The sequence below is a fragment of the Micromonospora sp. DT229 genome (assembly GCF_049844505.1).
Lineage (GTDB): Bacteria > Actinomycetota > Actinomycetes > Mycobacteriales > Micromonosporaceae > Micromonospora.
This window is the reverse complement of sequence record NZ_JBNCLD010000004.1, coordinates 162,952-187,798: the sequence shown is the minus strand read 5'-3', so window position 1 is coordinate 187,798 and position 24,847 is coordinate 162,952. Positions and strand designations below refer to the sequence as shown.

General features: G+C 69.6%; 24 protein-coding genes. 14 read left to right on the top strand and 10 right to left on the bottom strand.

Annotated features, from left to right (window positions below; translation table 11 throughout):
- Positions 1–33 precede the first annotated feature (33 nt).
- A complete protein-coding gene (locus ACLQ2T_RS08270) occupies positions 34–561 on the bottom strand; it encodes a GtrA family protein (RefSeq protein ID WP_425765592.1) in 528 nt (175 codons plus the stop codon).
- 416 nt (positions 562–977) lie between these two features.
- On the opposite strand from ACLQ2T_RS08270, the gene ACLQ2T_RS08265 reads away from it, so the two are divergent.
- The 3 genes from ACLQ2T_RS08265 to ACLQ2T_RS08255 all read left to right on the top strand — a co-directional run bounded on the left by ACLQ2T_RS08265 (position 978) and on the right by ACLQ2T_RS08255 (position 4,569).
- Positions 978–2,825 carry a phosphoenolpyruvate carboxykinase (GTP) gene (locus tag ACLQ2T_RS08265; protein ID WP_425765392.1) on the top strand — a complete coding sequence of 616 codons (1,848 nt, stop codon included), beginning with the start codon at positions 978–980 and terminating at the stop codon, positions 2,823–2,825.
- Between the two features lie 32 nt (positions 2,826–2,857).
- Positions 2,858–3,709: a hypothetical protein gene (locus ACLQ2T_RS08260; protein WP_425765391.1), complete on the top strand. Its 852-nt coding sequence runs from the start codon at positions 2,858–2,860 to the stop codon at positions 3,707–3,709.
- 89 nt (positions 3,710–3,798) lie between these two features.
- Entirely contained in the window at positions 3,799–4,569 is a 771-nt protein-coding gene (locus tag ACLQ2T_RS08255; RefSeq protein WP_425765390.1) for an isoprenyl transferase, read from the top strand.
- 19 nt (positions 4,570–4,588) lie between these two features.
- Here ACLQ2T_RS08255 and otsB read toward each other — a convergent pair whose 3' ends face one another.
- The 3 genes from otsB to ACLQ2T_RS08240 all read right to left on the bottom strand — a co-directional run bounded on the left by otsB (position 4,589) and on the right by ACLQ2T_RS08240 (position 6,438).
- Positions 4,589–5,413 (bottom strand): trehalose-phosphatase, encoded by an 825-nt coding sequence (gene otsB / locus ACLQ2T_RS08250; protein ID WP_425765389.1) that lies wholly within the window; start codon positions 5,411–5,413, stop codon positions 4,589–4,591.
- Between the two features lie 67 nt (positions 5,414–5,480).
- Positions 5,481–5,834 carry a hypothetical protein gene (locus ACLQ2T_RS08245; RefSeq protein WP_425765388.1) on the bottom strand — a complete coding sequence of 118 codons (354 nt, stop codon included), beginning with the start codon at positions 5,832–5,834 and terminating at the stop codon, positions 5,481–5,483.
- Between the two features lie 160 nt (positions 5,835–5,994).
- A complete protein-coding gene (locus ACLQ2T_RS08240) occupies positions 5,995–6,438 on the bottom strand; it encodes a helix-turn-helix domain-containing protein (protein WP_425765387.1) in 444 nt (147 codons plus the stop codon).
- Positions 6,439–6,702: 264 nt separating this feature from the next.
- On the opposite strand from ACLQ2T_RS08240, the gene ACLQ2T_RS08235 reads away from it, so the two are divergent.
- From ACLQ2T_RS08235 to ACLQ2T_RS08215, 5 genes are all read left to right on the top strand, one after another.
- Positions 6,703–7,047 carry a hypothetical protein gene (locus ACLQ2T_RS08235; protein ID WP_425765386.1) on the top strand — a complete coding sequence of 115 codons (345 nt, stop codon included), beginning with the start codon at positions 6,703–6,705 and terminating at the stop codon, positions 7,045–7,047.
- Positions 7,048–7,075: 28 nt separating this feature from the next.
- The gene (locus ACLQ2T_RS08230; protein WP_425765385.1) at positions 7,076–7,411 is read left to right on the top strand and encodes a hypothetical protein; all 336 of its coding nucleotides are present in this window, start codon (positions 7,076–7,078) and stop codon (positions 7,409–7,411) included.
- 383 nt (positions 7,412–7,794) lie between these two features.
- Positions 7,795–9,210, top strand: a complete 1,416-nt coding sequence (locus ACLQ2T_RS08225) for a PhoH family protein (protein ID WP_425765384.1) — start codon at positions 7,795–7,797, stop codon at positions 9,208–9,210.
- 284 nt (positions 9,211–9,494) lie between these two features.
- Complete coding sequence (locus ACLQ2T_RS08220) at positions 9,495–10,175, top strand: transglycosylase SLT domain-containing protein (protein ID WP_425765383.1); 681 nt, start codon at positions 9,495–9,497, stop codon at positions 10,173–10,175.
- A 147-nt stretch (positions 10,176–10,322) separates the two neighbouring features.
- The gene (locus tag ACLQ2T_RS08215) at positions 10,323–10,976 is read left to right on the top strand and encodes a rhomboid family intramembrane serine protease (RefSeq protein ID WP_425765382.1); all 654 of its coding nucleotides are present in this window, start codon (positions 10,323–10,325) and stop codon (positions 10,974–10,976) included.
- 9 nt (positions 10,977–10,985) lie between these two features.
- Here the strand turns inward: ACLQ2T_RS08215 and ACLQ2T_RS08210 are convergent, their stop codons facing one another.
- A complete protein-coding gene (locus tag ACLQ2T_RS08210) occupies positions 10,986–11,897 on the bottom strand; it encodes a DMT family transporter (RefSeq protein ID WP_425765591.1) in 912 nt (303 codons plus the stop codon).
- Positions 11,898–12,006: 109 nt separating this feature from the next.
- Complete coding sequence (gene glpX / locus ACLQ2T_RS08205) at positions 12,007–13,038, bottom strand: class II fructose-bisphosphatase (RefSeq protein ID WP_425765381.1); 1,032 nt, start codon at positions 13,036–13,038, stop codon at positions 12,007–12,009.
- Between the two features lie 157 nt (positions 13,039–13,195).
- Here glpX and ACLQ2T_RS08200 point away from each other — a divergent pair, with 157 nt between their 5' ends.
- The 3 genes from ACLQ2T_RS08200 to ACLQ2T_RS08190 all read left to right on the top strand — a co-directional run bounded on the left by ACLQ2T_RS08200 (position 13,196) and on the right by ACLQ2T_RS08190 (position 15,772).
- Positions 13,196–13,837 (top strand): DUF4245 family protein, encoded by a 642-nt coding sequence (locus tag ACLQ2T_RS08200; RefSeq protein ID WP_425765380.1) that lies wholly within the window; start codon positions 13,196–13,198, stop codon positions 13,835–13,837.
- Between the two features lie 102 nt (positions 13,838–13,939).
- Positions 13,940–14,740: a hypothetical protein gene (locus tag ACLQ2T_RS08195; protein ID WP_425765379.1), complete on the top strand. Its 801-nt coding sequence runs from the start codon at positions 13,940–13,942 to the stop codon at positions 14,738–14,740.
- A gap of 192 nt (positions 14,741–14,932) precedes the next feature.
- Complete coding sequence (locus tag ACLQ2T_RS08190; protein ID WP_425765378.1) at positions 14,933–15,772, top strand: hypothetical protein; 840 nt, start codon at positions 14,933–14,935, stop codon at positions 15,770–15,772.
- A 156-nt stretch (positions 15,773–15,928) separates the two neighbouring features.
- Here the strand turns inward: ACLQ2T_RS08190 and ACLQ2T_RS08185 are convergent, their stop codons facing one another.
- Together ACLQ2T_RS08185 and xseA are read right to left on the bottom strand one after the other, a co-directional pair.
- Positions 15,929–16,150: an exodeoxyribonuclease VII small subunit gene (locus ACLQ2T_RS08185; RefSeq protein WP_425765377.1), complete on the bottom strand. Its 222-nt coding sequence runs from the start codon at positions 16,148–16,150 to the stop codon at positions 15,929–15,931.
- A gap of 85 nt (positions 16,151–16,235) precedes the next feature.
- Positions 16,236–17,465 carry an exodeoxyribonuclease VII large subunit gene (gene xseA / locus ACLQ2T_RS08180; protein WP_425765376.1) on the bottom strand — a complete coding sequence of 410 codons (1,230 nt, stop codon included), beginning with the start codon at positions 17,463–17,465 and terminating at the stop codon, positions 16,236–16,238.
- A gap of 156 nt (positions 17,466–17,621) precedes the next feature.
- Between xseA and ACLQ2T_RS08175 the strand changes: the two genes are divergently transcribed.
- Genes ACLQ2T_RS08175 through ACLQ2T_RS08165 form a run of 3 tightly spaced genes read left to right on the top strand, consistent with a single transcriptional unit; the run spans position 17,622 to position 20,043 of the window.
- Positions 17,622–18,599, top strand: coding sequence for a 4-hydroxy-3-methylbut-2-enyl diphosphate reductase (locus tag ACLQ2T_RS08175; RefSeq protein ID WP_425765375.1), 978 nt, complete (start codon positions 17,622–17,624; stop codon positions 18,597–18,599).
- Between the two features lie 55 nt (positions 18,600–18,654).
- On the top strand, positions 18,655–19,089 hold the full coding sequence (locus tag ACLQ2T_RS08170) for a hypothetical protein (RefSeq protein WP_425765374.1): 435 nt from the start codon (positions 18,655–18,657) through the stop codon (positions 19,087–19,089).
- Between the two features lie 51 nt (positions 19,090–19,140).
- On the top strand, positions 19,141–20,043 hold the full coding sequence (locus ACLQ2T_RS08165) for a hypothetical protein (RefSeq protein WP_425765373.1): 903 nt from the start codon (positions 19,141–19,143) through the stop codon (positions 20,041–20,043).
- A gap of 111 nt (positions 20,044–20,154) precedes the next feature.
- On the opposite strand, the gene ACLQ2T_RS08160 is transcribed toward ACLQ2T_RS08165, so the two are convergent.
- Both ACLQ2T_RS08160 and ACLQ2T_RS08155 read right to left on the bottom strand, forming a co-directional pair.
- A complete protein-coding gene (locus tag ACLQ2T_RS08160) occupies positions 20,155–23,421 on the bottom strand; it encodes a S8 family serine peptidase (RefSeq protein WP_425765372.1) in 3,267 nt (1,088 codons plus the stop codon).
- 162 nt (positions 23,422–23,583) lie between these two features.
- Positions 23,584–24,756, bottom strand: a complete 1,173-nt coding sequence (locus ACLQ2T_RS08155; protein WP_425765371.1) for a DNA recombination protein RmuC — start codon at positions 24,754–24,756, stop codon at positions 23,584–23,586.
- Between the last annotated feature and the right edge of the window lie 91 nt (positions 24,757–24,847).

Below are 24,847 nucleotides of genomic sequence, written 5' to 3'. Positions count from 1 at the left end.
CGGCAGGCTCCGGCTGGACGGGTGGGCGGCAGGTCACGCCCCGCGGTCCCGATTCACTTCCGTGTCGACAGGGGTTCCCGGATCCACGAAGACGAACCGTCGGTATGACCAGAATCGGAACAGGGTCCCCAGGCCGGTGCCCACGACGAAGCTGGCGATGTTGTCGGCCAGCCGGGTCTGGAAGACCTGCGGCCAGATGCTGCCCAGGCCGTACCGGCTGAGAGCCAGGCAGGCCACCGCGATGCCCAGACCCACCGTGTTGAAGAAGAAGAACAGGGCGTACTCGCGCGCCGGGTGGGAGCGCTTGCGGTGCCGCCAGGTCCAGAAGCGGTTGCCCAGGAAGGCCAAGGTGGCGGCGATCACCGTGGCGATCGTCTTCGCTGTGATCTGTTCCACCCCGGCAGGGCCGATCAGGTAGTTGAACAGGGCGAAGTCGACGATGAAGGCCACTCCGCCGACGGTCGCGAACTTGCTCATCTCGCGGACCAGGTGACCGAAACGGTCGCGCAGGGAGTGGATCAGACCTGGGCGGGTCTGCCGGGAGCCTGGCTCCCCGGTCATCGTGGCGGCCACCGTGCGAGCGTACCGGTTTGTGACCCCCCAGACGTGGATCGACCGCTTCCGGTATCCGTCGGCGCGGCGGTGGGCTCGGGTGTCAACGGAGCGTAACCGGACTTGTGCGATCCGGAGTTGAATTGCCCTACCTCCCAGCAGGTGACAAAACGCCGCCGTCGGGTGCAGCGGATAGAGGTCGGCCGCAAGATTTGCGTGAAACTGCGCGCGAAAGCGGGTAAAGGGCCGTGAAGCGGCAGCGCGCCCGTGCCTTGTGCAGTTCTTCACAACCAGTCCCACTGACTGGGGAGGTCCCTCGGTTTACGCTGAGCCCAATCCCAGGTTTCCACGAAGGCGACGCACAACGCGCGCCAAGACTCGTGCATCCCATAGACAGGTCAGCGTCGACCACAAGGAGATGTGTCATGGTTGCTCCGGCCACTGTTCGGGGTATCGATCAGGCCCCGACGTCCCACCCCAAATTGCTCGCCTGGGTCCGTGAGGTCGCTGAGCTGACCACCCCTGACCAGGTGGTCTGGGTGGACGGGTCCGATCAGGAGTGGCGCCGCCTCACCGATGAACTGGTCGAGGCCGGTACCCTCATCCGGCTCAATCCCGAGAAGAAACCCAACTCGTTCTACGCTCGGACCGATCCGACCGATGTCGCCCGCGTCGAGGAGCGGACATTCATCTGCTCGGTGGACGAAGCGGACGCCGGCCCCACCAACAACTGGATGGCGCCGGCCGAGATGAAGCGGACGATGACGGATCTGTACCGCGGCTCGATGCGCGGTCGGACGATGTATGTCATCCCGTTCGTGATGGGTCCGGTCGAGGCCGAGAAGCCCATGTTCGGCGTGGAGATCACCGACAGTCCATATGTTGTCGCGTCGATGCGGATCATGACCCGGATGGGTGCGAAGATCCTCGACGCGATGGGCGACGACGCGGATTTCGTGCAGGCCCTGCACTCGATCGGCGCCCCGCTGGCGCCGGGCCAGCAGGACGTGGCCTGGCCCTGCAACGAGACCAAGTACATCTCGCACTTCCCGGAGACCCGGGAGATCTGGTCCTTCGGCTCCGGCTACGGCGGTAACTCGCTGCTCGGCAAGAAGTGCTACTCGCTGCGGATCGCCAGCGTGATGGGCCGCGACGAGGGCTGGCTCGCCGAGCACATGCTGATCCTCAAGATCACCTCGCCGGAGGGCAAGGTCTACCACATCGCCGGGGCCTTCCCCTCGGCCTGCGGCAAGACCAACCTGGCCATGCTGGAGCCGACCATCCCGGGCTGGAAGGTCGAGACCATCGGCGACGACATCGCCTGGATGCGGTTCGGCCCGGACGGCCGGCTGTACGCGGTCAACCCGGAGTACGGCCTGTTCGGCGTGGCACCCGGTACGGACTGGAAGACCAACGCCAACGCCATGCGGACCCTGGACAAGGGCAACTCCATCTTCACCAACGTCGCCCTGACCGACGACGGCGACATCTGGTGGGAGGGGATGGGTGAGCCGCCGGCGCACCTGATCGACTGGAAGGGCGACGACTGGACGCCGGACAGCGACAGCCTCTCCTCGCACGCCAACAGCCGGTTCTGCACCCCGATCACCCAGTGCCCGATCCTGGCCGAGGACTACTACGACCCCAACGGGGTGCCGATCGACGCGATCCTGTTCGGTGGCCGGCGGCGGGACACCGTACCGCTGGTGACCGAGGCCCGGGACTGGGTGCACGGTGTCTACATGGGCGCCACCCTGTCCTCGGAGACCACCGCCGCCGCCTCCGGTGCGGTAGGTGTGGTCCGCCGGGACCCGATGGCCATGCTGCCGTTCATCGGCTACCACGGCGGCGACTACTTCCGGCACTGGATCGAGATGGGCAAGGGCACCGACGGCGACGAGTCGAAGCTGCCCAAGGTCTACTACGTCAACTGGTTCCGCAAGGACCCCGAGGGCAGCTTCCTGTGGCCCGGATTCGGGGAGAACTCCCGCGTCCTCAAGTGGGTCATCGAGCGGATCGAGGGTCGGGCGGAGGCCGTCGAGACCCCGATCGGCATGGTCCCGACCCTGGACTCCCTGGACGTCGAGGGCCTGGACATGACTCCGGAGGATGTCCGGATCGCGCTCAAGGTCGACCCGGACGAGTGGCGCAACGAGCTGCCGATGGTCACCGAGTGGTTCGAGAAGTTCGGTGACAAGCTGCCCGGGGTCCTCTGGGCGGAGTTGGACGCCCTGCGGGCCCGACTCGACGCGGAGCAGCCGCGCGGGGTGTGATCGAGGCGGGATTCGAGGCATCATCGGATCCCATGAGGACGGCCGCCGAGACCGAGGTCCGGCGGCCGTCCGCCGTCCGGGCCATGACCGTGCTGCTCACCATGACCGCCCTGGCCACCGTCGTGGTCGAGGTGCTCAACTGGTGGTACGCCCCGGAGCAGGGCTTCGGGCTCGCGGTGCGTACCGGTTGGGCGATGCTGCGGTCGTTCGGCTTCCTGCTGCTGATCGGTCACGTTCGCCGAGGGCGTACGGTGGCCCGTCCGCTCGGCCTGATCCTCGCCGTCACCACGGTCTTCGCGGTGGGTCGCCTGATCGTGCCCCGGCACGGCGTGCCGCCGCTGCCCGGCCTGCTCGGCTTCGCCCTGCTCACCCTGCTGTGCGCCACGGTGGTCTGGATGCTGTACCGCTCCCCGGCCATCGCGGAGCATCTGGTGCGGCACCGGCCCCGCCTGGTCATCGACCGGTCCGGCATCTCCTGGCGGGAGACCCCACCCCGCAGACCGGAGGCCAACGCCTGGCTGCTGACCAGCCGGGTGGCCGCCTTCACCTACAGCCCACTGATGCTCGTACCGGCCCTGGTGGCGGGGGCGGCGATCCTCGACGGTCGACCCTTCGCCCTGCCTGCGGTGCTGTTCTGGCTGGCGGCGGGGATCGCCACCAGCTACCTGGTGCTGTTCTGCACCGCGTTCCTGATGCGCGGCAGTCGGTGGGCGGGCACCCTGCTGGTGGTGATCACTCTGGCCGTCCTGGCCGTGGACCTTCCGCTGTGCTGGTGGTTACTCGGTGTGGATGGCCTGATCCGCGACGGCACCCCACTGGTCGCCGCGGCGGCGCTGGCCCTCTACGGGGTACGCCGCGCCGCCACCGCCGCACCTTCATCCTGACCTGGGGCATTCGACCGCCCTTCGCCGCCTGCGTGCGGTATCGGCCACCGGCCCGCCCACCGGCGCGAGGGCTCGCTACTCTGCAAGTGATGACTCTGCGGAAACTTCTCTACTCCGTCTACGAGCGGCGGCTGACGGCCAAGCTCGCGGGCTGTCCGGTGCCCCGTCATGTCGGGGTGATGTGCGACGGTAACCGCAGGTGGGCCCGGGAGATGGGCTTCCTGGATCCGAACGACGGGCACCGCAGGGGTGCCGAGCGGATCAAGGAGTTGCTGCGGTGGTGTGACGCGGCCGGCGTCGGGCACGTGACCCTCTGGCTGCTCTCCACCGACAACCTCTCCCGCCCGGCGGCGGAACTGAATCCGCTGCTTCAGATCATCGAGGATCTGACCACCGAGCTGGCCGAGGAGGGCAACCCCTGGCGGCTGCGGATGGTGGGCGCTCTGGACGTGCTGCCGGCACACCACGCCGAGGCGCTCAAGGCCGCCGAGGAGCGGACCCGGGACCGCAGCGGCGGTGCCCAGGTCAACATCGCGGTCGGGTACGGCGGACGCCGGGAGATCGCCGACGCGGTCCGCTCGCTGCTGCTGGAGCACGCGGCCAACGGCGGCACCCTGGAGGATCTGGCCGGCTCGCTCGATGTCGACGACATCTCGGAGCACCTCTACACCCGTGGTCTGCCGGACCCGGATCTGATCATCCGTACCAGTGGGGAGCAGCGGCTGTCCGGCTTCATGCTGTGGCAGTCGGCGCACTCGGAGTTCTACTTCTGCGAACTCAACTGGCCGGACTTCCGGCGGGTCGACTTCCTCCGCGCGCTGCGCTCGTACGCCACCCGCCAGCGGCGTTTCGGAAGCTGACCGCCGGGGTCGTCCGGCGTCAGGTCAAGTGGTGGGTGGCCTCGGTGAGGAAGTCGCCCAGGGCGGCCGGGGAGTCGATGGTCAGGTCGGCGGCCTCGGCCACCTCGGCACCGGTCTCCGGGTTGGCCACGGCGACGCAGACCCCCAGGAAGTCGGCGTCCGCGGCGGCGCGGGCCCGCAACGCGGCGAAGGCCTTGATGTCGGAGACGTCGTCGCCGAAGTACCAGGCCCCGCCGGCATCCTGCACCAGTTCGTCGATGACCATGCCCTTGTCCCGGTCGACCGGGGGCTTGATCTCCAGCACCATCCGCCCGATCTGCACCCGCAGCCCCAGCCGCTCGGCCTGGGCCCGACCCCACTGCTCGACCGTCTCCGCCAGCTGAGGTGCGGTACGCCAGTGCAGGGCCACCGACAGCCGCTTGTACTCCACCAGAGCCTGGGCGGGAAGTTCGGCCCGGGCCTGCTCGGCCAGCTCGCTCATGGTGGGCACGAACGGCAGGGCGGCCGGCTCGGTGACGATCTCGCCGCCGGAGTGGCTGTGCTCCAACCCGTACAGGCCGTAGAGGTCCACGCCGGGCAGCCCGTCGAAGTGCTCCCGCAGGAACTCGACCGGCCGGGCGGAGACGATCGCGATCCGCCGCACCACCGGGGCCAGCGCCTCGATCGCGGCCAGCACCTTCGGCGCCGGCTGCACCTTCGTGGGGTCGTCGGCGACCGGCGCCAGGGTGCCGTCGAAGTCGAAGAAGAGAACTGTGTCGGCCGCCCGATCGGCGGTGGCCCGCCAGGCCTGGTCGGCATTCAACGGGATCTTTGGCTGCTGGTCGCCCAGATTCAACGGTGGCACGCGCGACAGCGTACCCCGGGTTTCGGCGATGAATCCTGGCCCGAGTGAGCTCGTTCGGCCCTTGCGCTCAGCGTTCGGCGGCTCCTCGTCCTCGGCGTCCGAAGGGCACCACGGCCGCATCCTGACCGTGACTGAGCAGGTAGCCCTCCACGAATCCGGCGTTGCGGTCGCCGGTGTGCGCCTCGATCTCCCGCAGCCGCTCGACCAGGAATTCGGTGAGCGCGGTGACCCGGTCGTTGAGCCGCTCGTGCAGCTCCGCCAGCACGGCCAGGACGATCGCGGTGCTCGCGGCGGCGAGCGCGAAGAGGTTGACGAGCAGGGGAAGCTGCCCGCCGTTGAGGGCCAGGGTCACTGCGTTACCGGTGACGCAGAGTGTCACCGAGATTGTCGCGACCACGACTGCCGACCATTTCAGGGTCATGAAAGACCCTCCTTCTGTCCCGCAGGGCTGGGTTCGGCCTTGTCCCGTCCCCCCGCCGACGACGAGCCCAAGCAGTACAGATACGGACGCTAGCGCGCCCGTTCCCGCCCCGTAGCGAAACGAATGAGCCTGACCTGCTGTTCTTTCGCCATCTGAGGAACTAGCTGGCCGCTTCTTCCCGTTTTCGCCCGGCAGGCGGCAGAGTGGGACGGTATGCGAGGTAACGGATTGTTTCTCGGATGTGGAACTTCTCCGCATCCGACACCTCGGGGTCGACCAGGCGACGCAGCAGGGCCTCGACGTCCGGATCCATCGGCGGGGGCGTCGGGTCGGCCCGGTGCCGGGAGGCGGTCCGGTCCCAACCGAGTGTCGCGAAGGCCGCTGCCGGGTCGAGACCGAGACCGTCGCAGAACGCCACCACCCGCTGGGCCTCCGGGTCGCTGGCCCAGTCGCCGCGTACCCAGCGGTTGATCGTCTGTCGGGAGACCCCGGTGCGCCGGGAGACCTCGGTGCCGCTCCACGCCCGGGTGGCACGCGCCTCCTCCAGGGCACGACGGACGAAGGTGGCAAAGGCGATCTTCCGGGCGTTGGTGGTCTCGGTCACCTCGCGACCGTACGACCGTTGAGTCTGGGTGGGGGACTGCGGCGCGCTACTGTCACGCTTGCGTGACGCTGGCGGTGGGTGGTCGTACTGCGGCCAATCACTGCTCCTGAGGGGTCTCACCTGGGCAGGATAGATGTACGTAGGTGCCGAGGCAAACATGCGAAAAGCTGATACTGTCACGCCCATGGGACAACCTACGGTGTGTCACGTGCATGAGACGAATGGTGCTCGCCTGCGTCACGCGTCCGTTGCGTGGGAGGTGTGGTGACCGAACTCGCGACCCGTGCCCAGGCCTTCGGTCTGGTCGCGGAGGGTGTCGCCGCAGGGCTGAGCGCACCCTGGCGCCTCTACCTGGCCCAGGGATGTCGCTACCTCTCGCTCAGCGTCGGCGACCGGGCCGAGTGGGACGCCTGGCGGACCCACCTCGGCTGCCCGGAGCTCAGCGTCCGGGTCTATGACGCCGGTGGCGAGATCCGGCGGTCCTCGGTGGCCGAGGTGATCCTGGACGGCTGCCGGATCACCGTCGAGCTGGTGGAGGAGGTCGGTACGGACGACCTCGACCGGCTGCTGGTGATCGACCCGACGACTGTCGAGCCGGAGGAACGATGAACAACGTGCGAGGTACCGGAGCCGCCGGATGAGTCCTTTCCTCGCGATCTTCCTGGTGCTCGTGCTCGCCGCGACGAGCTACGCCGCCGGGCGACTGCACGGGCAGCTCAGCTACCGGATCGGTTACCGCTTCGGCTACCGGCAGGGCTACTTCGACGGTGACCGTGGAGCCTGGAACCGGCGACGCCGGGACGCCCAGGCCGCGATCGCCACCGCCCTGGCGGTCACCGGGCCCGGCAACAGCCGGGCACCCGCTGCGGTGGCTCGCCCGGGCACCACGTACACCGGATCGTCGTTCACGACGCCGACCGCCACGGTCACCGGGCGGCACCCGACCGGCGCACTCGTACGACGAACCGGCTGAGACCGGTCGACGGGCCTGCGGGCCCGTCCAGGACCGCGGCGTACCGCCTGCTCGGGCGGGCACCGCGGGGATCACGTCAGACCGGGACGGTGGTCCGACCGGCCGGGGTGCGCGCAGGGGGCATGCATCCCGGCCGGTGCACCGCTGTCGCGGGGCCACCCCTGGTCCGGGTCGTGCCCGCTGCGGGTGGGCTCCCTGAATCATGCTCTAGCCGGGACGGGTGCGGGCAGCTAGCGTCTAGGCATGGCGCGGGACTGTCCCGAGCCAGCCGGCCCGCCCGGCCTGCGACCTCGCGCACGGGGCCCGCATCCGACCCCGCGTCCGTCGGGCACCGGAGGAGGCGGACCGCGGGTGGCCGGGTGCCCATCCGCCGGAGCAGGCCTGTGACCACTCGCCGTACAACCGCCGGTGCCGACCAAGGCCCGGCCGCGACTGCCACGATCCGCCGTGCCGCCCGGAGCCGCCGTGGCTCGGCTGCCGGATCGGCCGACACCAGGGAGCCTCGACCAGCGGGACAGTCCTTTGTGCTGGACACCTCCGTCATGCTCAGTGACCCGGCGGCGTTCCACCGCTTCGCAGAGCACGAGGTGGTCCTGCCGCTGGTGGTGATCTCCGAACTGGAGGGCAAGCGACACCATCCCGAGCTGGGCTGGTTCGCCCGCAAATCGCTGCGCATGTTGGACGAGTTGCGCATCCGGCACGGGCGGTTGGATCTCCCGGTGCCCGCCAACGACGAGGGTGGCACCCTGCGGGTGGAGCTGAACCACACCGACGACGGGGTACTGCCGCCGGGCTTCCGCAACGAGTCCAACGACGCCCGGATCCTCTCCGTCGCGCTGAATCTCGCCGCCGAAGGGCGGGAGGTGACCCTGGTCAGCAAGGACATGCCGCTGCGGGTCAAGGCCGCCTCGGTCGGGCTGCGGGCCGACGAGTACCGGCACGGCCAGGCCAGCGACCCGACCTGGACGGGGATGGCCGAACTGGATCTGGCCGAGGAGGACATCGGTCGGCTCTACGCCGGGGAGGCCATCGATGTGGACGCCGCGGCGGGCCTGCCCTGCCACACCGGCCTGGTGTTGCACTCCACCCGGGGGTCGGCCCTCGGTCGGGTGCTGCCGGACAAGACCGTCCGGTTGGTACGTGGCGACCGGGAGGCGTTCGGGGTGCACGGCCGCTCCGCCGAGCAGCGGATCGCGCTGGATCTGTTGCTCGACGAGTCGATCGGCATCGTCTCGCTGGGCGGCCGGGCCGGTACCGGCAAGTCGGCCCTGGCGCTCTGCGCCGGGCTGGAGGCGGTGATGGAGCGCCGCCGGCACAAGAAGGTCATCGTCTTCCGCCCGCTGTACGCCGTCGGCGGCCAGGAACTCGGCTACCTGCCCGGCTCGGAGTCGGAGAAGATGTCGCCCTGGGCCCAGGCGGTCTTCGACACCCTTGGTGCGGTGGTGCACGAGAACGTCCTGGAGGAGGTCACCTCGCGGGGTCTGCTGGAGGTGCTGCCGCTGACCCACATCCGGGGGCGCAGCCTGCACGACGCCTTCGTCATCGTCGACGAGGCCCAGTCACTGGAGCGTGGGGTCCTGCTGACGGTGCTCTCCCGGATCGGCCAGGGGTCCCGGGTGGTGCTGACCCACGACGTCGCCCAGCGGGACAACCTCCGGGTCGGCCGGCACGACGGCGTCACCGCGGTGATCGAGGCGCTCAAGGGGCATCAACTCTTCGCGCATGTCACCCTCAGCCGTTCGGAGCGGTCCCCGATCGCTGCGATGGTGACCGATCTGCTGGAGGACATCCCGCAATGATGACCTTTTGGGCGTGTTTACCGGCATTTTGTAAGTGACCCACGTCACAATACAGTCCGGGCGTTTCCCAACCGCCTCACTGTGCGCGATCGTGTCCCACGGCGCCCAAGCACCGCCGGAAACGTTGGTGGCCAAACGTCACCTCCCCTGAGGGAGACGGATGATCACCGGGTGGAGGAGGTGTGGCTACGGTGACCGGGAAGCCGGTCACCGGCGCTCGCGGTGTGCTTCGGCCGGTGGGCTGGGTCACCCCGCGTCCCTGACCCCGACGAAGGGATCACCACGTGAGTCGGCTGTGGAGCCGGTTCGCCGCTCGTGGCGTCGCTGTCGTGCTGCTCTCCGGGGGCATCGCCGGCGGCTTCTACCTCAGCGATGACCGCCAGACGCCGCGCCCGGATCCGGGCGCGCAGGTGGCCGGCAGTGTCACCGAGATCGACGTCGACTACCGGCAGGAGCAGCAGGTCTCCCGCCAGCTGCGGGCGGTGCGTCAGCAGGCTGCCGAGACCAGGAAGCAGGCCCGCGCGGCCGCCGAGAAGGCCCGCAAGGCCGAGGAAGCGGCGCGCAAGAAGGCTGCTGCGGAGAAGGCCGCCAAGGAGGCTGCCGCCGCTCGGGCTCGGGCCCTGAAGCCGTACGACGGACCGGTCCCGGCCTCCTGCAAGGAGTACAGCGGGCACCGGAAGACCGGCTGCGCCCTGATGATCGACGCCGGTTTCAAGATCGACCAGTTCCCCTGTCTGGACAGGCTCTGGAACAAGGAGAGCGGCTGGAACCCCCGGGCCCACAACAGCAGCTCCGGCGCCCACGGCATCCCGCAGGCCATGCCGGGCAACAAGATGGCCACGGTCGGCGCGGACTGGGAGACCAACCCGGTCACCCAGATCAAGTGGGGCCTCGGCTATATCAAGGGCCGCCACGGTACGCCGTGCAGCGCCTGGAACCACTCGCAGAACCGCGGCTGGTACTGACCGCTTGACCGCTGGGTCGGCGAGAACGAAGGGGTACCTCCCGCGTTCCCGCCGACCCTGCGCCGGCCGCCCTGACCGTCTGCCGAGGGGACGGTGCCCTGGGACGAAGAGTGGCGGCTGCCGGAGTTTGCTGATAGCTGTTGACAGGTGACCCTGCACCCTGTCAACGGCGACCCGCACCGGTTCGGCACGGAAGCCTTCTATGCGTCCATCGGCCGAGCCTTCGTCGCCATGTGCGCCGTGGTGCCGGTGCTCTTTCTGATCGAGGGCCTGGACACCTGGCTCGGTGCCGGATTCGACGCCGCCGCAGGCATCATCCCGCAACGCATCGAGGGACTGGACGGGATCTTCTTCTCACCCTTCCTGCACCACGGTTTCGAGCACCTCTACAGCAACAGCATCCCGCTGATCCTGCTCGGCACCTTCGTGCTGGCCGCCGGCGCCCGGCGGTTCCTCTGGTCCACCCTGGTGATCGTCCTGGCCAGCGGGTTGGGCGTCTGGTTCACCGGGTCCCCCAACACGATCGTCGTCGGGGCCAGCGGAGTCATCTTCGGCTACCTGGGCATCCTGCTGACCCGGGGGATCTTCGAGCGCAGCTGGTGGAACTTCGCCGTCTTTCTGCTGGTGGGCCTGCTCTACGGCGGTCAACTGGCGCTCGTCCTGCCGACCGACGAACGGATCTCCTGGCAGGGGCACCTGTTCGGACTGCTGGGCGGCATCGTGGCGGCGATCATCTTCCGCCGTCGACGTTCGGAGTACGACGGCCCGTACGGCTCCCAGTCGCCGATGACCATGCCCTGAGCCGTACCCTCACCGGGACCTTCGGCGGCCGGCCAGTCGGCGGAGCCGACCGCCCAGGGTGGCGACGGCGACGGCGACCAGGGTGAGCAGCGCGCCCAGGAAGGTCCTCGGGCCGGGCTGCGAGGCGGCCGTGGGCAGCACCACGTCGAGCAGCACCGCACCGATGACCTGGCCGGCGATGGTCGCCAGCCCGAGCACGAGTACGCCGATGAGGCGGACCACCGCAGCGGCGACCGCGATGAACGACACCCCGACCAGCCCGCCCAGGTAGAGCCAGGGCTCTGTCGGCAGGCTGCCCGAGGGAACGCCGCGCACCACGAGGCTGACGGCGAAGGCGATGAGCAGAACGCTGGTCCCGACGGCGAAGTTCACTCCCGTGGCGGTCAGCGTGCTGCCGCTGGCCACCCGGACCCACCCGTTCACCGCCTGCTGCCAGGCCACCCCGATCCCGGCGATCAACGGCAGCGCGATCAGTCCGAGAGTCTCCGGTTCCAGCCCTCGACCGCCGACGGCCAGCAGCACCGCGACCACGGTCAGGACCGCACCGGCCAGTCGGGTGCCGGTCACCGACTGGCGGCCACCCGGGCCGATGCCCGCCCGGTCGACCGCCAGGCTGCTTCCCGACTGCCCGGCGACCACCGCCACCGTGAAGGCGGCCACCCCGAGGGTGCCGACCGTGGCCCCCTGGGTGAACACCAGCAGAGCCCCACAGGCCCCGCCGAGGCACTGCCAGGGGCGCAGGGCGCCCGAGGCCAGCGCGCCACGCAAGGCAGCCAGCCCGCGCCGCCCACTGCGGGTGGCGGGCAGCAGCACCATCAGCAGCAGCAGGCCGACCCCGAAGGAGATCACGGCCGCGGCCAGGCCGTCGCCGAGGCGTACGCCCAGTTCGCCGTTGATCCGCGACTGGACGGCCACCCCCATCCCGGCCACCGCCGCCAGTGCCACCGCGCCGACCCGGCGCCCTACGGGAGGTGCCGTTCGGGGCAGACTCACGCCATCGCCGTCGTGGGGGTTCGTCTGTCGGGTCCGCTCACGCCTGCTCGGCCAGCGGCCGGCCGTCGAAGTCCACCGCCGAGTAGAGCGCCAGCTTCTCCAACCGGTGGTACGAGTCGATCACCCGGATGGTGCCGCTCTTGGACCGCATGACGATCGACTGGGTGTACGCCCCACCGGCCCGGTACCGCACTCCCCGCAGCAGGTCACCGGAGGTGACCCCGGTGGCCACGAAGAAGCAGTTGTCGCCGGTGACCAGGTCGTCCGTGGTCAGCACCCGGTCCAGGTCGTGCCCGGCAGCCAGCGCCTTCTCCCGCTCGGCCTCATCCTGGGGCCACAGCTTGGCCTGCATCATCCCGCCCATGCACTTGAGGGCGCAGGCCGCGGTGATCCCCTCGGGGGTGCCGCCGATGCCCATGAGCACGTCGACGTCGGACTCCCCGCGGGCGGCGGCGATGGCACCGGCGATGTCGCCGTCGGAGATGAAGCGGATGCCGGCACCGGCCCGGCGGATCTGGTCGACCAGGTCGTCGTGGCGGGGCCGGTCGAGCACACAGACCGTCACCTCGGAGACGCTGGTGCCCTTGACCTTGGCGATCCGGCGCAGGTTCTCGGCGACACCGGCGTTGATGTCGACGACGTCCGCGTAGGCCGGTCCGACGGCGAGCTTCTCCATGTAGAAGACCGCACTAGGGTCGAACATCGCACCCCGCTCGGCGACCGCCAGCACTGCCAGGGCGTTCGGCATCCCCTTGCTCATCAGCGTCGTACCGTCGATCGGGTCGACGGCGACGTCCACCTCCGGGCCGCTGCCGTCACCGACCTCTTCCCCGTTGAAGAGCATCGGTGCGTTGTCCTTCTCGCCCTCGCCGATCACCACGATCCCGCGCATGGGGATCGAGTTGATCAGCTTGCGCATGGCGTCGACGGCGGCGCCGTCGCCGCCCTCCTTGTCGCCCCGTCCGACCCACCGGCCGGCAGCCATCGCTGCCGCCTCGGTGACCCGGACGAGGTCGAGAGCGAGGTTGCGGTCGAGATCCTGTGGGGTACGCGTCCTGGTGGTCGTCATCTGAACGGCTCCTCCTCGCGGCGGTGCGGGGTTGACCGGGCCGACAGTGGGCAGCTGCCGGCGGTGTCCCTGATCCTCACACGATGGCGGACGCGGAGCGGGGCCGGGGCGGTGATGGGCCGGATACCGCCGGTCGGGCGGCTGCCAGAATGGTCGGGTGGAACCTGCACAGCCTGCCGACCGCGTACCCGCAGACCAGCCGCCGGGCGATGACCGGCCGACTGCCGACCGGCAGGGCGGCCCGGGTGGGCCTGACCGACTACCGGGCCCCTCGGCGGCTCCCGGGAAGCGGGCCTCCACCCGCTCGCCCCGCGACATGGCCATCTCCCTGCTGGTGCTGCTGATCCCGATCGCCCTGCTGCTCGCCTTCTACCGGGGTTTTCTCGGCGGCGACCAGCCGACTCCGATCGATCCGGTGCCGGCCTTCGAGCAGGCGCGGTCCGCCGGGGAGTTCCCGGTGAGCGTGCCCTCCGGGTTGAGCAAGGAATGGCAACCCATCCGGGCCTCCTACCGCGCGGTCGAGGGGGGTTCCACCCTGCGGGTGGGATATGTCACCCCGGAAGGACGTGGCATCCAGTTGGTGCAGAGCAACGTGCCGCCGGAGCACCTGCTGCCCACCGAACTCACCGACGCGGGACGACCGCAGGGACAGATGGATCTCGGTGCTGGCACCTGGCAGCGGTACACCGCGCGGGGCAACGAGCAGGCCCTGGTGCTGCTTCAGCCGGACCGCACCGTGATCGTGGTCGGCGATGCCCGGGACAACGAACTGCGGGAGATGGCCGGCGCCGTGGACTGATTAACGGGCCGCGAGATGTCGCTCCGATCCGTTACGCTCCCGGCGTTCGTTCCTCGGATGGTGTGAACCGTCCGGCTTTCCCAGTTTGAGAAGAGATTGTCTGTGAAGATTCGACGCTGGAGCGTGGGCGTCCTCGCCGCCACCTTGCTGGTTCCCGGCGTAGCCGCCTGCAATTCCGACGCCACCGACTCGTCCAGCGGGTCGGGCTCGTCAGCCTCCATCCCGAAGGACCCGAAGACGGCCCTGGTCGCCTCCACCAAGGAGTTGAACGACGGGAACTTCACCTTCACGATCGACTCGGAGTCGATCAAGGGGGGCGGCAGCGTCCACAAGCCGAGCAACAGCGCGCAGTTCTCCATGACGGCCGGCGACGAGACCTTCACGATGGAGGTCGAGATCATCAAGATCGATTCCGACAGCTACGTGAAGATGAACCTGGGTGAGCTGCTCGCCGGCCTCCCGGGAGCGGAAGACATGAAGGGCAAGTACCAGCACGTCGACGCCACCAAGGCCGGCGACGCCAAGAGCCTGGACATCTTCAAGGACGGCACCGACCCGGCCAACGCCGCCGATATGTTCAAGGGTCTGGGTGAGGTCCAGGAGACCGGGTCGGGCACCTACAGCGGCAAGATCGACATCACCGCCGCCAAGGACTCCGTGGCCGCGGACGAGGACATGCTCAAGGCCCTGGGTGACCAGGCCAAGGAAATCCCCTTCACCGCGAAGGTCGACGGCCAGGGCCGACTGACCGAGCTGGTGCTCTCCGTGCCGGCCGCCGGCGAGGTCAAGGCGCAGGAGATCACGATCAAGTACGCCGACTACGGTGCGGCCAGCCCCGCCAAGAAGCCGGCGGATGACGAGATCGTCGAGGCCAACGAGCAGCTCCTGGAGATGTTCAGCTAGGTCGACAGGTGTCACCCGGACGGGGGAGCGGGCATGATCCGCTTCCCCGTCCGGCGTCTGTGGGGTGGGTGGCGGACCGGGATCCCGGGACTCGGTGCCGGAGTAGGTGATTGCCCGACCGGCCGGCAGGGAACAGAGAAGACAGCCTTCCGGCGCGCGAGATGCGTCGGGCGACCCTGCTGGGAGACACCGATGACCGTTCGACGACTGAGCGCCGGCCTGATGGCCGCCGCGTTGCTTACGCCCGGCGTCGCCGCCTGCACCACCACCGGTGACGGCACCGCCGGGACCACCGCCACGCCGTCAGCCACCACCACCGCCAGTGGTGCGGCCGGCGACGCCGACGCCAAGCAGGCACTGCTGGACTCCACCCGGGAGATCAGCAACGGCAACTTCCGGTTCCGCATGTCCGGTGCCGGCTCCACCGCCGAGGGGCAGGTCCACGAGCCCAGCCAGAGCGCCCAGATGAAGGTGAGCATCGGCGAACCGACCGATGACCTGGCGATGACCCTCGACCTCATCCACGCCAAGCCGGACAGCTGGGTCAAGCTGGACCTTCAGGGCTCGGCGGCGTCCAGCGTCCCGGGGCGGGACAAGCTGAGCCTCGGCAAGTACCAGCACCTGGACCAGACCCGTATCCAGGGCAACCGCAACCTGGGCTTCGACTTCGACAAGGTCGACCCCGCCGGCAGCGCGGTGCTCACCCAGGCCATCACCGAGGTACGCCGCACCGGCGACGGCGCGTACGCCGGCACCATCGACCTGTCCAAGGCGGCCGAGGCCGGCTCGCTGGACCAAAGCATGATCACCGCGCTCGGCGCGCAGGCGAACTCGGTGCCGTTCACCGCGACCACCGATGCGCAGGGTCGGCTCACCGAGTTGGTCCTTCAGGTCCCCGGCGTTCAGGCGGGGGTGACGACCCAGGAGATCCGGGTCACCTACAGCGACTACGGCAACGCGACCGCCGCGCAGAAGCCCCCGGCCGACCAGGTCGTCGAGGCGCCGCCGGAGCTGTACAACCTGTTCAACTGAGCACTACCGATCGCGCGGCGCGGGTTCGTCACCTGGCGCCGCGCGATCACTTTTCTGCGCTCCGCCGGCTGACCGCGATCACGCGCCTGCGCTGGCTGACCTTGCGCCGTCTGGTCAGCCGGCGAGTCTTCTGCCGGCTGGCTTGTCGCCGGGTGGTCAGCCGGGGGTGTTCTGGCGGCTGGCCTCGATGCGGGCGCGGGCCCCGTCCAGCCAACGCTGGCAGATCACCGCGAGCGCCTCGCCCCGCTCCCAGAGCGCCAGGGACTCCTCCAGGGAGGTCCCGCCGGCCTCCAGCCGATCCACCACCGAGGCGAGTTCGGCGCGGGCCTGTTCGTAGCTGAGCCGTTCGTCGGGCCCGCTGGTCTGCTCGTCAGTCATCGCACTCATCTCAACACAACCCTCCGACACCTCCCACCACCGCACCGCCCGCCACTCGATTCGGCGGGGTGGCCGGTGGCGGTGGTCAGGTGGTCACGGTGGCGGCCAGTTCGCCGTCGGCCAGGCGTACCCGCAGGGGGTCACCGGGGCCGACCTGGTCGGCCGCGCGGACGACATGACCGTCGGCCCGTTGCACGATGGCGTACCCGCGGTCGAGGGTGGCGGCGGGGGACAGGGCCCGCAGCCGGGCCAGGGTGTGCCGCAGATCGTCGTCGGCGGCGGCCAGGCGGTGGCCCAGGCTACGTTCCGCCCGCTGGCGCAGGGCGGCCAGGTCGGCGGCCCGCTGGTCGACCATCACCTGGGGCCGGGCCAGCACCGGCCGGGAGCGTAGGGCCTCGATCCGGTGGTTCTCCCGGTCTAGAAGGTGGTGCACCGCCCGGTGCAGCCGGTGCCGTGCCTGGTTGATCAGGCGGATCTCCTCGGCCAGGTCCGGCACCACCCGCTTGGCGGCGTCGGTGGGGGTCGAGGCACGTACGTCGGCCACGTAGTCGACGAGCGGTGCGTCCGTCTCGTGGCCGATCGCGCTGACCACCGGGGTACGGCAGGCGAAGACGGCCCGGCACAACGCCTCGTCGGAGAAGGGCAGCAGATCCTCGATGCCGCCGCCACCACGGGCCAGGATGATCACGTCGACGCTCGGGTCGCTGTCCAACACCTTGAGGGCGTCGATGATCTGCGTGACGGCGCCGGGGCCCTGTACGGCGACGTTCACGGTGCGGAACTCCACGGCCGGCCAGCGGCGGCGGGCATTGGTGAGCACGTCCCGTTCGGCGGCGCTGGCCCGACCGGTGATCAGCCCGATGCGCTGCGGCAGGAAGGGGAGCCGGCGTTTGCGGGCCCGGTCGAACAGCCCCTCGGCGGCGAGCAGCTTCTTGAGTTTCTCCAGCCGGGCCAGCAGCTCGCCCAGGCCGACCTGACGGATCTCGTCGGCCCGCAGGCTGAGGGTGCCCCGGGCGGCGTAGAACTCCGGCTTGGCGTGCACCACGATCCGGGCACCCTCACGCAGCTCGGGAGCGCCGGAGTCGAGCACGTCACGGTTGGTGGTGACGGTGAGGCTCAGCTCCGCCGACGGATCACGCAGCGTCAGAAAGACCGTGCTGGCCCCGGGCCGTCGGCTGATCTGCGCCACCTGCCCGTCGACCCACACCCAGCCCAGCCGAGCCACCCAGGCGCCGATCTTCTGACTGACCACCCGCACCGGCCACGGCTCCTCCGAGCTGCTGGCACCCGTCCCCCCACCCACCCCATCACCCACCTCCCCACCCTAACCCCCACCCACCCCACCCACCCCACCCCATCGAGCTGCGTTGATCATGAGGTTGGCGGCAGCGTGGAGATCGAACACTGCCGCCAACCTCATGATCAACAGTGGTAGACGGTGGGGGAGTGGGGGCGGGCGTAGGATGGGGGGGTGACTGAGGCTGGCATCGGGAAGCGCGTGCTCTTGGCCAAGCCCCGCGGTTACTGCGCGGGCGTCGACCGGGCGGTGCAGACCGTCGAGGAGGCCCTCAAGCTCTACGGTGCGCCGATCTACGTGCGTAAGCAGATCGTGCACAACAAGCATGTGGTGCGGACGCTGGAAGCCAAGGGCGCGATCTTCGTGGAGGAGAACGAGGAGGTGCCCGAGGGCGCCACGGTGATCTTCTCCGCCCACGGGGTGGCACCCGAGGTCTACGAGCAGGCCAAGCAGCGCTCCCTCAAGGCGATCGACGCGACCTGCCCGCTGGTGACCAAGGTGCACCAGGAGGCGAAGCGGTTCGCCGCCGAGGACTACGACATCCTGCTCATCGGTCACGAGGGCCACGAGGAGGTCATCGGCACCGCCGGCGAGGCCCCGGAGCACATCCAACTGGTGGACGGCCCGGAGGACGCCGACCGGATCACCGTGCGTGACCCGAACAAGGTCGTCTGGTTGTCCCAGACCACCCTGTCGGTGGACGAGACCCTGGAGACGGTGGCCCGGCTCAAGAAGCGGCTGCCGATGCTCCAGTCGCCCCCCAGCGACGACATCTGCTACGCCACCAGCAACCGTCAGCACGTGGTCAAGGAGATCGCGGCCGAGTGCGACGTGGTGATCGTGGTCGGCTCGCGCAACTCGTCGAACTCCGTACGCCTGGTGGAGGTGGCCCTGGACGCGGGCGCCCGGGCCGGGCACCTGGTCGACTTCGCCCACGAGATCGACGACGCCTGGCTGGCCGGTGCGCAGACGGTGGGCCTGACCTCGGGAGCCAGCGTTCCGGACGAGTTGGTCCAGGAGGTGCTGACCCATCTCGCCGCGCGCGGCTACACCGACGTGGAGGAGGTGGTGACCGCCAACGAGCGACTCACCTTCTCCCTGCCGCAGGAGCTCAAGCGCGACATGAAGGCCGCCGCGGCGGCCCGCGGCTGAGCGGTCCACCCGGCATGATGGAACGGATCACCCGGCTACCGCGTCAAAGTCTGGCATGAGGACCCTTCGGATCGCCGCCGCGGCGTTGATCGTCTGCACCGCGCTCGTCGCCTGCGCCGGTCAGGACGCCGGGGACGGCTCCGCCGCCCCGACGGGAGCGCCATCCGTGACCGAGCTGCCCACCCCGGACCCGACCGTGCCTCCGTCGGTCGACCCGACGGACACGAGCGGCCCGCTGGGCCGACCCGGCAAGCGCCCCGGTGGCCCGCCGCAGCCGACCTCCACCGGTGAGATGACCCTGACCGGTCAGATCGAGTCCGGGGTCGAGCCCGGTTGCCTGCTGCTCGACGGTTACCTGCTGCTCGGCGGCCCGCGCGAGGTGCTGACCGCAGGCGCCGCCGTGACGGTCACCGGCCGACCCGAACCTGGCCTGATGACCACCTGCCAGCAGGGCACCCCCTTCAAGGTCGCCTCCGCCAAGCGCGCCTGAGGCAGCCCGGCCGGAGGCGCGAGGATCCTGTCCGGACGGCAGGATGCATCGATGCGTCCACGATCGTTGCTTCTGCCGTCGGCAGGGCTCCTGCTCGCCGTACACGTGGTGGGTGTGCTCACCTCCGCGCCCATCCTGCGCCACGCCGAGGTCCTCGCGGTGGCCTTGATCCTGGCGTACGCGCTGGTCGTCGGTCTGCCGTCGCCGCTCTGGGTGGTGCCGGCCGGGCTCGTCGTGGTGGCCGTCGACGCATGGTCGACGATGCCGGTCGATCCTGCCGACGCTGGCTACCGCTGGCACGTCCTTGAGCCCGGTCCGCCTCCCAAGTTCACCGAGGGACTGTGGACCGGGCTTGAGCTGACCTGGGCGGCACTGGTCTTCGTGCTGCTGCTGGCCTTCGTGAACCGGCCTGCTGGTCGGAGGGTAACCGCCGGTGGACGGCCGCGAACCGACCGCCCTGCGAGTGGACGGCTGGTGATCGGGCTGTTGCTGGCCGCCGGGGCGATGCTGGGGTACGCGGTGTTCCGGGCGGTCGAGGTGCGCCGCAACACGATGGAGATCGAGCTGGCCGACCAGCACGACGGGCAGCCCGGCATTGGTGTGCTCGCCGCCGCGGTGCTCGCGCCCCTCGCGCTCGCCCTGGCCGCCCTCCTGCTAGCTGTGCTACTGCTGCGTCAGGGTCGGTGGCGGGCTACCGGTGGTGCGGTTCTGCTGGTGGTGGCCGCGCTGTTCCACATCGATGCGGCTCTAGCCCCGTACACACTGCTGCCGTTGTCCCCGGCCCGGGGGACTGTGTTCACCGGCGTCGTGGTCAGCCCGATCCTGGTCATGGCACCGGCACTGGCTGTCGCCGCCGAACTGACCGGATACCTGCTGCTCGTGGCGGGACTGCGCCCCGACCGGCCGGTACGGCACCGGGCGACGGGTGATCATCCGAGGCCGACGGTCGGATAGGCCAGGAGCGAGGGAAGCCCGCAGCCAGAGCCCCGCCTGGGGGTGGACGGGCGGGAGCCCGCCTCCGATGGATCCGGAGGCGGGCTCCCTGGGTGGTGCGGTGGTGGTGGGTCAGTTCACCGCGCCGATGGTGACCGAGCCGCGGCCGACGACCGCGCCTTCGCTGGTCACCACGGACAGATCACCGGAGAGGGTCCGGCCCGCGGGCGGGGCGGACTGGGCGGTCACCGTACCGGTGAGGGTGCCGGTGGCGCCGTGCGCCAGGGTGAGGCTGTTGCTGGGCGCCGTCAGGGTGCCCAGCGCCGGGGAGGAGTACGAGTCCCGGTAGTCGTACGCGGTGCTGCCACCCGCGCCGTCGACCGAGTACGCCTCCACGACGACCGTGTAGGTGCCGGCCGCCGGGTTGTTGAGGGTGACGAACTCCTCCGAGTCGCCGTCGGCGTTGTACGCCACCAGGGTGGCGCCCCGGTAGACGAACAGGTCGAGGTCGGCGCTGGCGTTGGAGACGTTGCCGATGCGGGCGGTGAAGCTGGTGGCCCCCGCCGGAACCTCGACGGTGAACTCCTGCACGGCGAGCTCCACGATGGTCGGGCGCTCGATGTGGGTGCTGGACAGCGGACCGCCCTGACCGGTCACCGTGACCGGGCCGAAGGTGTTCTTCAGCGACCAGGTCACCGGGGTCGGGGTACCGGTGGTGACCGAGGGCAGTTCGACCACGGCCGGCTCGACCGCGACGCCCTGCACCCGGGCCTGGATCTGGTACGGGTTGTTCAGCGACGGCGAGGTACGCCGGGACTCCACCTCGATCTCCCAGATGCCCGGCATCGGGTCGGCGTAGTCACGCTCGAACGGGTTGCAGACCACCGTGCTGACGTGGTTGGTGAAGCAGGCCAGGCTGGAGGTGCTCTCCACCGGAACGCCGTACGGGTTGATTGCGATGAAGCGGGTCTGCGACGCGGTGGCGATGCCGGAGAGGTTCACCTGCAACGCACCGGCGCCCGGGGGCACCGTCACGAAGTACGACGTGGTGTGGTTGCGGTCCACCGAGCCCTGCGCCGAGTAGGCGAAGTTGGGCTTCACGACGTCGTTCGAGGCCACCACGACGGCGGAGAACTCGAAGTCGATCGTGTTGGTGGCCTTGTCGTCCACGGTGACGATGGTGCTGTGCGCACCGGCCGTCTTCGGCTTGGCGGTGACCGTGATGGTGACGGTCTGGTTCAGCGGCAGGGTGACGTTCTTCGGCGCCGAGAAGGTGCCGTTGTTGCCACGCAGGCCGATGGAGTGCTTGATGTTGCCGGCCGGGCCGCTGGTCCGGGTCAGCTTCACCTGGTACGACTTCGACTGGTTGATCTTGTGTCCACCGTTTGCCGAGTCGCAGCGGTTGTAGATGCCGGTGCCCTGGTTCGGGGTGGCCAACTGGCCGGACAGCGGGGTGCAGACCGGGGCGTCAGCGGTGTACGAGCGGGTCTGGACGCCCTTGCGGAGCAGCTTCCAGGCACCCGGCACGTCGAACATGCCGTAGCCCTGACCGTAGGTGGGGGTGTCGGCGATCGGCTTGGCCGAGGTGTAGATCGCCCGACGCAGCGCCTCCGGGGTGACCCCCAGGTGGTTGGCCTTGGCGGCCGAGAGCAGCAGGGCGGCGGCACCGGCGGCCTGCGGGGAGGCCATCGACGTACCGTTGAACATGGCGTAGCCCGGCGGCAGTGCGTAGCCGGCCTCGGCGACCGGGCTGCCGTCCTGCCAGACCGGGGTGGTGGAGATGGCCGAACCCGGCGCGGCGATGTTCGGCTTGGCACCGCCGTCCTCACGCGGACCCCGGGAGGAGAAGTTGAACAGGGCGTTCTTCTTCTTCACCACGGAGCCGTAGTTGGCCAGCCAGGTGTCCTTGCTGACGCTGGCGGCGACACTGACCACGTTGCTGGAGGCCGAGGGGTCGCCGATGGTGTTCACACCCGGGCCGGAGTTACCGGCCGAGATGAACATCTGCACCCCGTACGTGGTGATCAGGTTGTTGTAGAGGGTGGCGCGGGCGTTGTTGCCGTCGTTGAGCGCCGGCAGACCACCGATCGACATGTTGATGACGTCGACCCCACGGTTGATCACCAGGTCGGCCATGCCGGTGGTGAGGGCGGCGTAGGTGCAGCCGCCACCCCAGGAGCAGGCACGGGAGGAAACGATCTTGGCGCCGGGGGCGGCACCGTTGAACGCGCTGTTGCCCATCATGCTGTTGGCGGCGGTGATGCCGGCAACGTGGGTGCCGTGCGCGCTCTCGATGATGCCGATGTTGACGTAGTCGACCAGGCCAGGACCGCCGACCGGAGTGGTGTCGACGTTCTTGCGGTACTCGACCACGAAGGACATCCGCTCCTTGACCGGAGTCGCCGGGTCGTCCGTGCCGAAGTAACCGACGTCGAACTTCTCCTTGTACGGCCGCATCAGGGCCTCGTCGGTGAAGTCGCCGTCCTGGTCGGTGTCGACCCAGATGTTGTTGGTCACCGGGTCGTACAGGACGCCCCACTGGTCGGTGCGGTCGCCGTCGCGGTTGACGTCACCGGCCGGCTCGCTGTTGCCCGTGATCGACTCACTGAACAGGTTGAACCGGTAGGTGCCGGCCGGTGCGGTCCAGGTGCGGCCGGCGAGGGTGAACGACGGGCCGGTCACCTGGTTGAGCATCGGGCGCCAGCTGGCGTCCTCCAGGGGGTCGGTGGCGGTGACCCAGTCGACGATCTTCCGTTCACCGGTGGTGGTCTTCTGGAGCGCCGGGTGCTCCAGGTCCACACCGGAGTCCATGATGCCGATGGTGACGCCCCGGCCGTCCCACTTCTTGTTGGACTTGACGAACTTGACCGCACCGGTCTCGCCCGTCGGCATGTAGGGGTTGTCGGCTGGGGTCTTGGCGCCCGGACCGCTGAGCGTGCTGCCCTGCTTGTCGCCCTTCTTGCCGCCCTGGACGACCTCCGGCTTGGGGTCGGGCAGCTGGATCTTCTCGTCCAGGTCGACGGCCGAGACGCCGGGCAGGGTGGCGGCCTTGATGGCCTTGCTGGTCGGCACCTTGGCCAGCACGTAACCGATGGTGTCGAAACGCTGGGTGACCGCAGCACCCAGGTCCTTGAGGTCGTCGGCGACCTCCTTGGCCTTGCCCTTGTCGGTGGCGACGATCATCGTGACGTTGGGGGCCTTCTTGGCCTCCGCCTCGGCGAGCAGCTTGGCGTCGTGCTCGCCCAGGACCTCGGCGGGGGTGACCTGGGCCGGGTCGGATCCGGCAGGAGCGGCGCTCGCGGTGGCGGTACCGCCCACCACGGACACGGCACCCGCCGCCATGACCGAGGCGAAGAGCGCGGCGGAAGTACGCCGGCTCAGGTTTCGGGGTCTGCTCACGTTCTCTTTCCTCCAGAGAACTCAGGCGCCCTCAGATGCAGGGCACGCGTGAGCGAAATCCTTCGTGGTGCCGACCGTCAATGTCACTACCGACAGGTACGTTGTGACCATCTCGTGATACGTGGGACGCCCAATGTCACATCGAAGGTGATAAGAACCCGATTAGGCTGACCGACTTCGACCATCCCAGTTGGATTCTTCAAACAGCAGCTCAGGGGCCTGTGGCTGCCGGGGAGCCAACTCCACCTGCGCCGGTGTGGACAGCTCCTGATCAGAAACTCCCAGCTCAGCCAGCTTGCGGGCGCTGACCAGCACCCGCGCCTCCAAGGACCCCACCGCCCGGTTGTAGGCGGTCACCGCGCTGCCGAGTGAGGCGCCGAGTTTACCTACATGATCACCCAGGGTGGAAAGTCGACCATAGAGTTCCCGGGCCAGGGAATGCACCGCGACCGCGTTGCGGGCCAGCTGCTCCTGCCGCCAGGACCAGGCCACCGTACGCAGCATTGCGACCAGAGTGGCCGGGGTGGCCAGCACCACGTTGCGGGCGAAGGCGTGCTCCAGAAGGGTCGGATCGCGCTGCAATGCGACATCGAGGAAGGGGTCCGCCGGCAGGAACAGCACCACGAACTCCGGGGTCGACTCGAAGGCCGTCCAGTACGACTTGGCCGCCAGCGCGTCCACATGGGCCCGCAGATGTCTGGCATGGGCGTCCAACTGGGTGTCGCGACTGCGCTCGTCGCGAGCCTCCATCGCGGTCAGGTACGCGTCGAAGGGGGCCTTGGCGTCCACCACCACCGTCCGGCCGCCGTGCAGCCGGACCACCAGGTCTGGGCGTACGGTCTGCTGGTCGGTGGCGGCGGTGACCTGCTCGGAGAAGTCGCAGTGCTCCAACATGCCGGCCGCCTCGACGATCCGACGCAGTTGGTGCTCGCCCCACCGCCCGCGTACCTGCGGGGCCCGCAGCGCCGCGACCAGCTGTTTGGTCTCGGTGCGCAGCTCGCCGGAGACGCTGCTCATCGCCCTGACCTGCTCACGCAGCTCGGCGTACGCGTCCACCCGGTCACGTTCCAGTTCGGTCACCCGCTGCTCGTAGCGGCGCAGGGTGTCGTGCAGGGGTGCCACCGCCCGGGCGACCGCCTCCTGGGACTGGGCGGTCGCCTCGTAGCTCAGCGCCCGCATCGACTGTTCCAGCCGCCCCTCGCCCTCGCGGGTGGCGCGCAGGGTGGCGTCCAGCCGGGCGATCTCGGTGGCCGCCCGGGACCGGGCCGCGAACCAACCCACCGCGCCACCGGCACCGAGACAGACGACGACCACTGCCAGGGTCGCTAGCTCCATCTTCACGAGCTTGCCAAAGATGTGCCGGCGGTGCCGCGCTGGGGCCGGAAATGCCGATGGGCCGGGCACAAGGCCCGGCCCATCGCCGGTC

What these genes read in the sequence shown, in the direction of transcription:
- ACLQ2T_RS08185 (WP_425765377.1), bottom strand. Translation starts at nt 16,150, where the DNA reads ATGACTGACGAGCAGACCAGCGGGCCCGACGAACGGCTCAGCTACGAA.
- ACLQ2T_RS08255 (WP_425765390.1), top strand. Translation starts at nt 3,799, where the DNA reads ATGACTCTGCGGAAACTTCTCTACTCCGTCTACGAGCGGCGGCTGACG.
- ACLQ2T_RS08270 (WP_425765592.1), bottom strand. Translation starts at nt 561, where the DNA reads ATGACCGGGGAGCCAGGCTCCCGGCAGACCCGCCCAGGTCTGATCCAC.
- ACLQ2T_RS08210 (WP_425765591.1), bottom strand. Translation starts at nt 11,897, where the DNA reads ATGGGGGTGGCCGTCCAGTCGCGGATCAACGGCGAACTGGGCGTACGC.
- ACLQ2T_RS08265 (WP_425765392.1), top strand. Translation starts at nt 978, where the DNA reads ATGGTTGCTCCGGCCACTGTTCGGGGTATCGATCAGGCCCCGACGTCC.
- ACLQ2T_RS08245 (WP_425765388.1), bottom strand. Translation starts at nt 5,834, where the DNA reads ATGACCCTGAAATGGTCGGCAGTCGTGGTCGCGACAATCTCGGTGACA.
- ACLQ2T_RS08190 (WP_425765378.1), top strand. Translation starts at nt 14,933, where the DNA reads ATGACCGTTCGACGACTGAGCGCCGGCCTGATGGCCGCCGCGTTGCTT.
- ACLQ2T_RS08230 (WP_425765385.1), top strand. Translation starts at nt 7,076, where the DNA reads ATGAGTCCTTTCCTCGCGATCTTCCTGGTGCTCGTGCTCGCCGCGACG.
- ACLQ2T_RS08165 (WP_425765373.1), top strand. Translation starts at nt 19,141, where the DNA reads ATGCGTCCACGATCGTTGCTTCTGCCGTCGGCAGGGCTCCTGCTCGCC.
- ACLQ2T_RS08260 (WP_425765391.1), top strand. Translation starts at nt 2,858, where the DNA reads ATGAGGACGGCCGCCGAGACCGAGGTCCGGCGGCCGTCCGCCGTCCGG.
- ACLQ2T_RS08155 (WP_425765371.1), bottom strand. Translation starts at nt 24,756, where the DNA reads ATGGAGCTAGCGACCCTGGCAGTGGTCGTCGTCTGTCTCGGTGCCGGT.
- ACLQ2T_RS08170 (WP_425765374.1), top strand. Translation starts at nt 18,655, where the DNA reads ATGAGGACCCTTCGGATCGCCGCCGCGGCGTTGATCGTCTGCACCGCG.
- glpX (WP_425765381.1), bottom strand. Translation starts at nt 13,038, where the DNA reads ATGACGACCACCAGGACGCGTACCCCACAGGATCTCGACCGCAACCTC.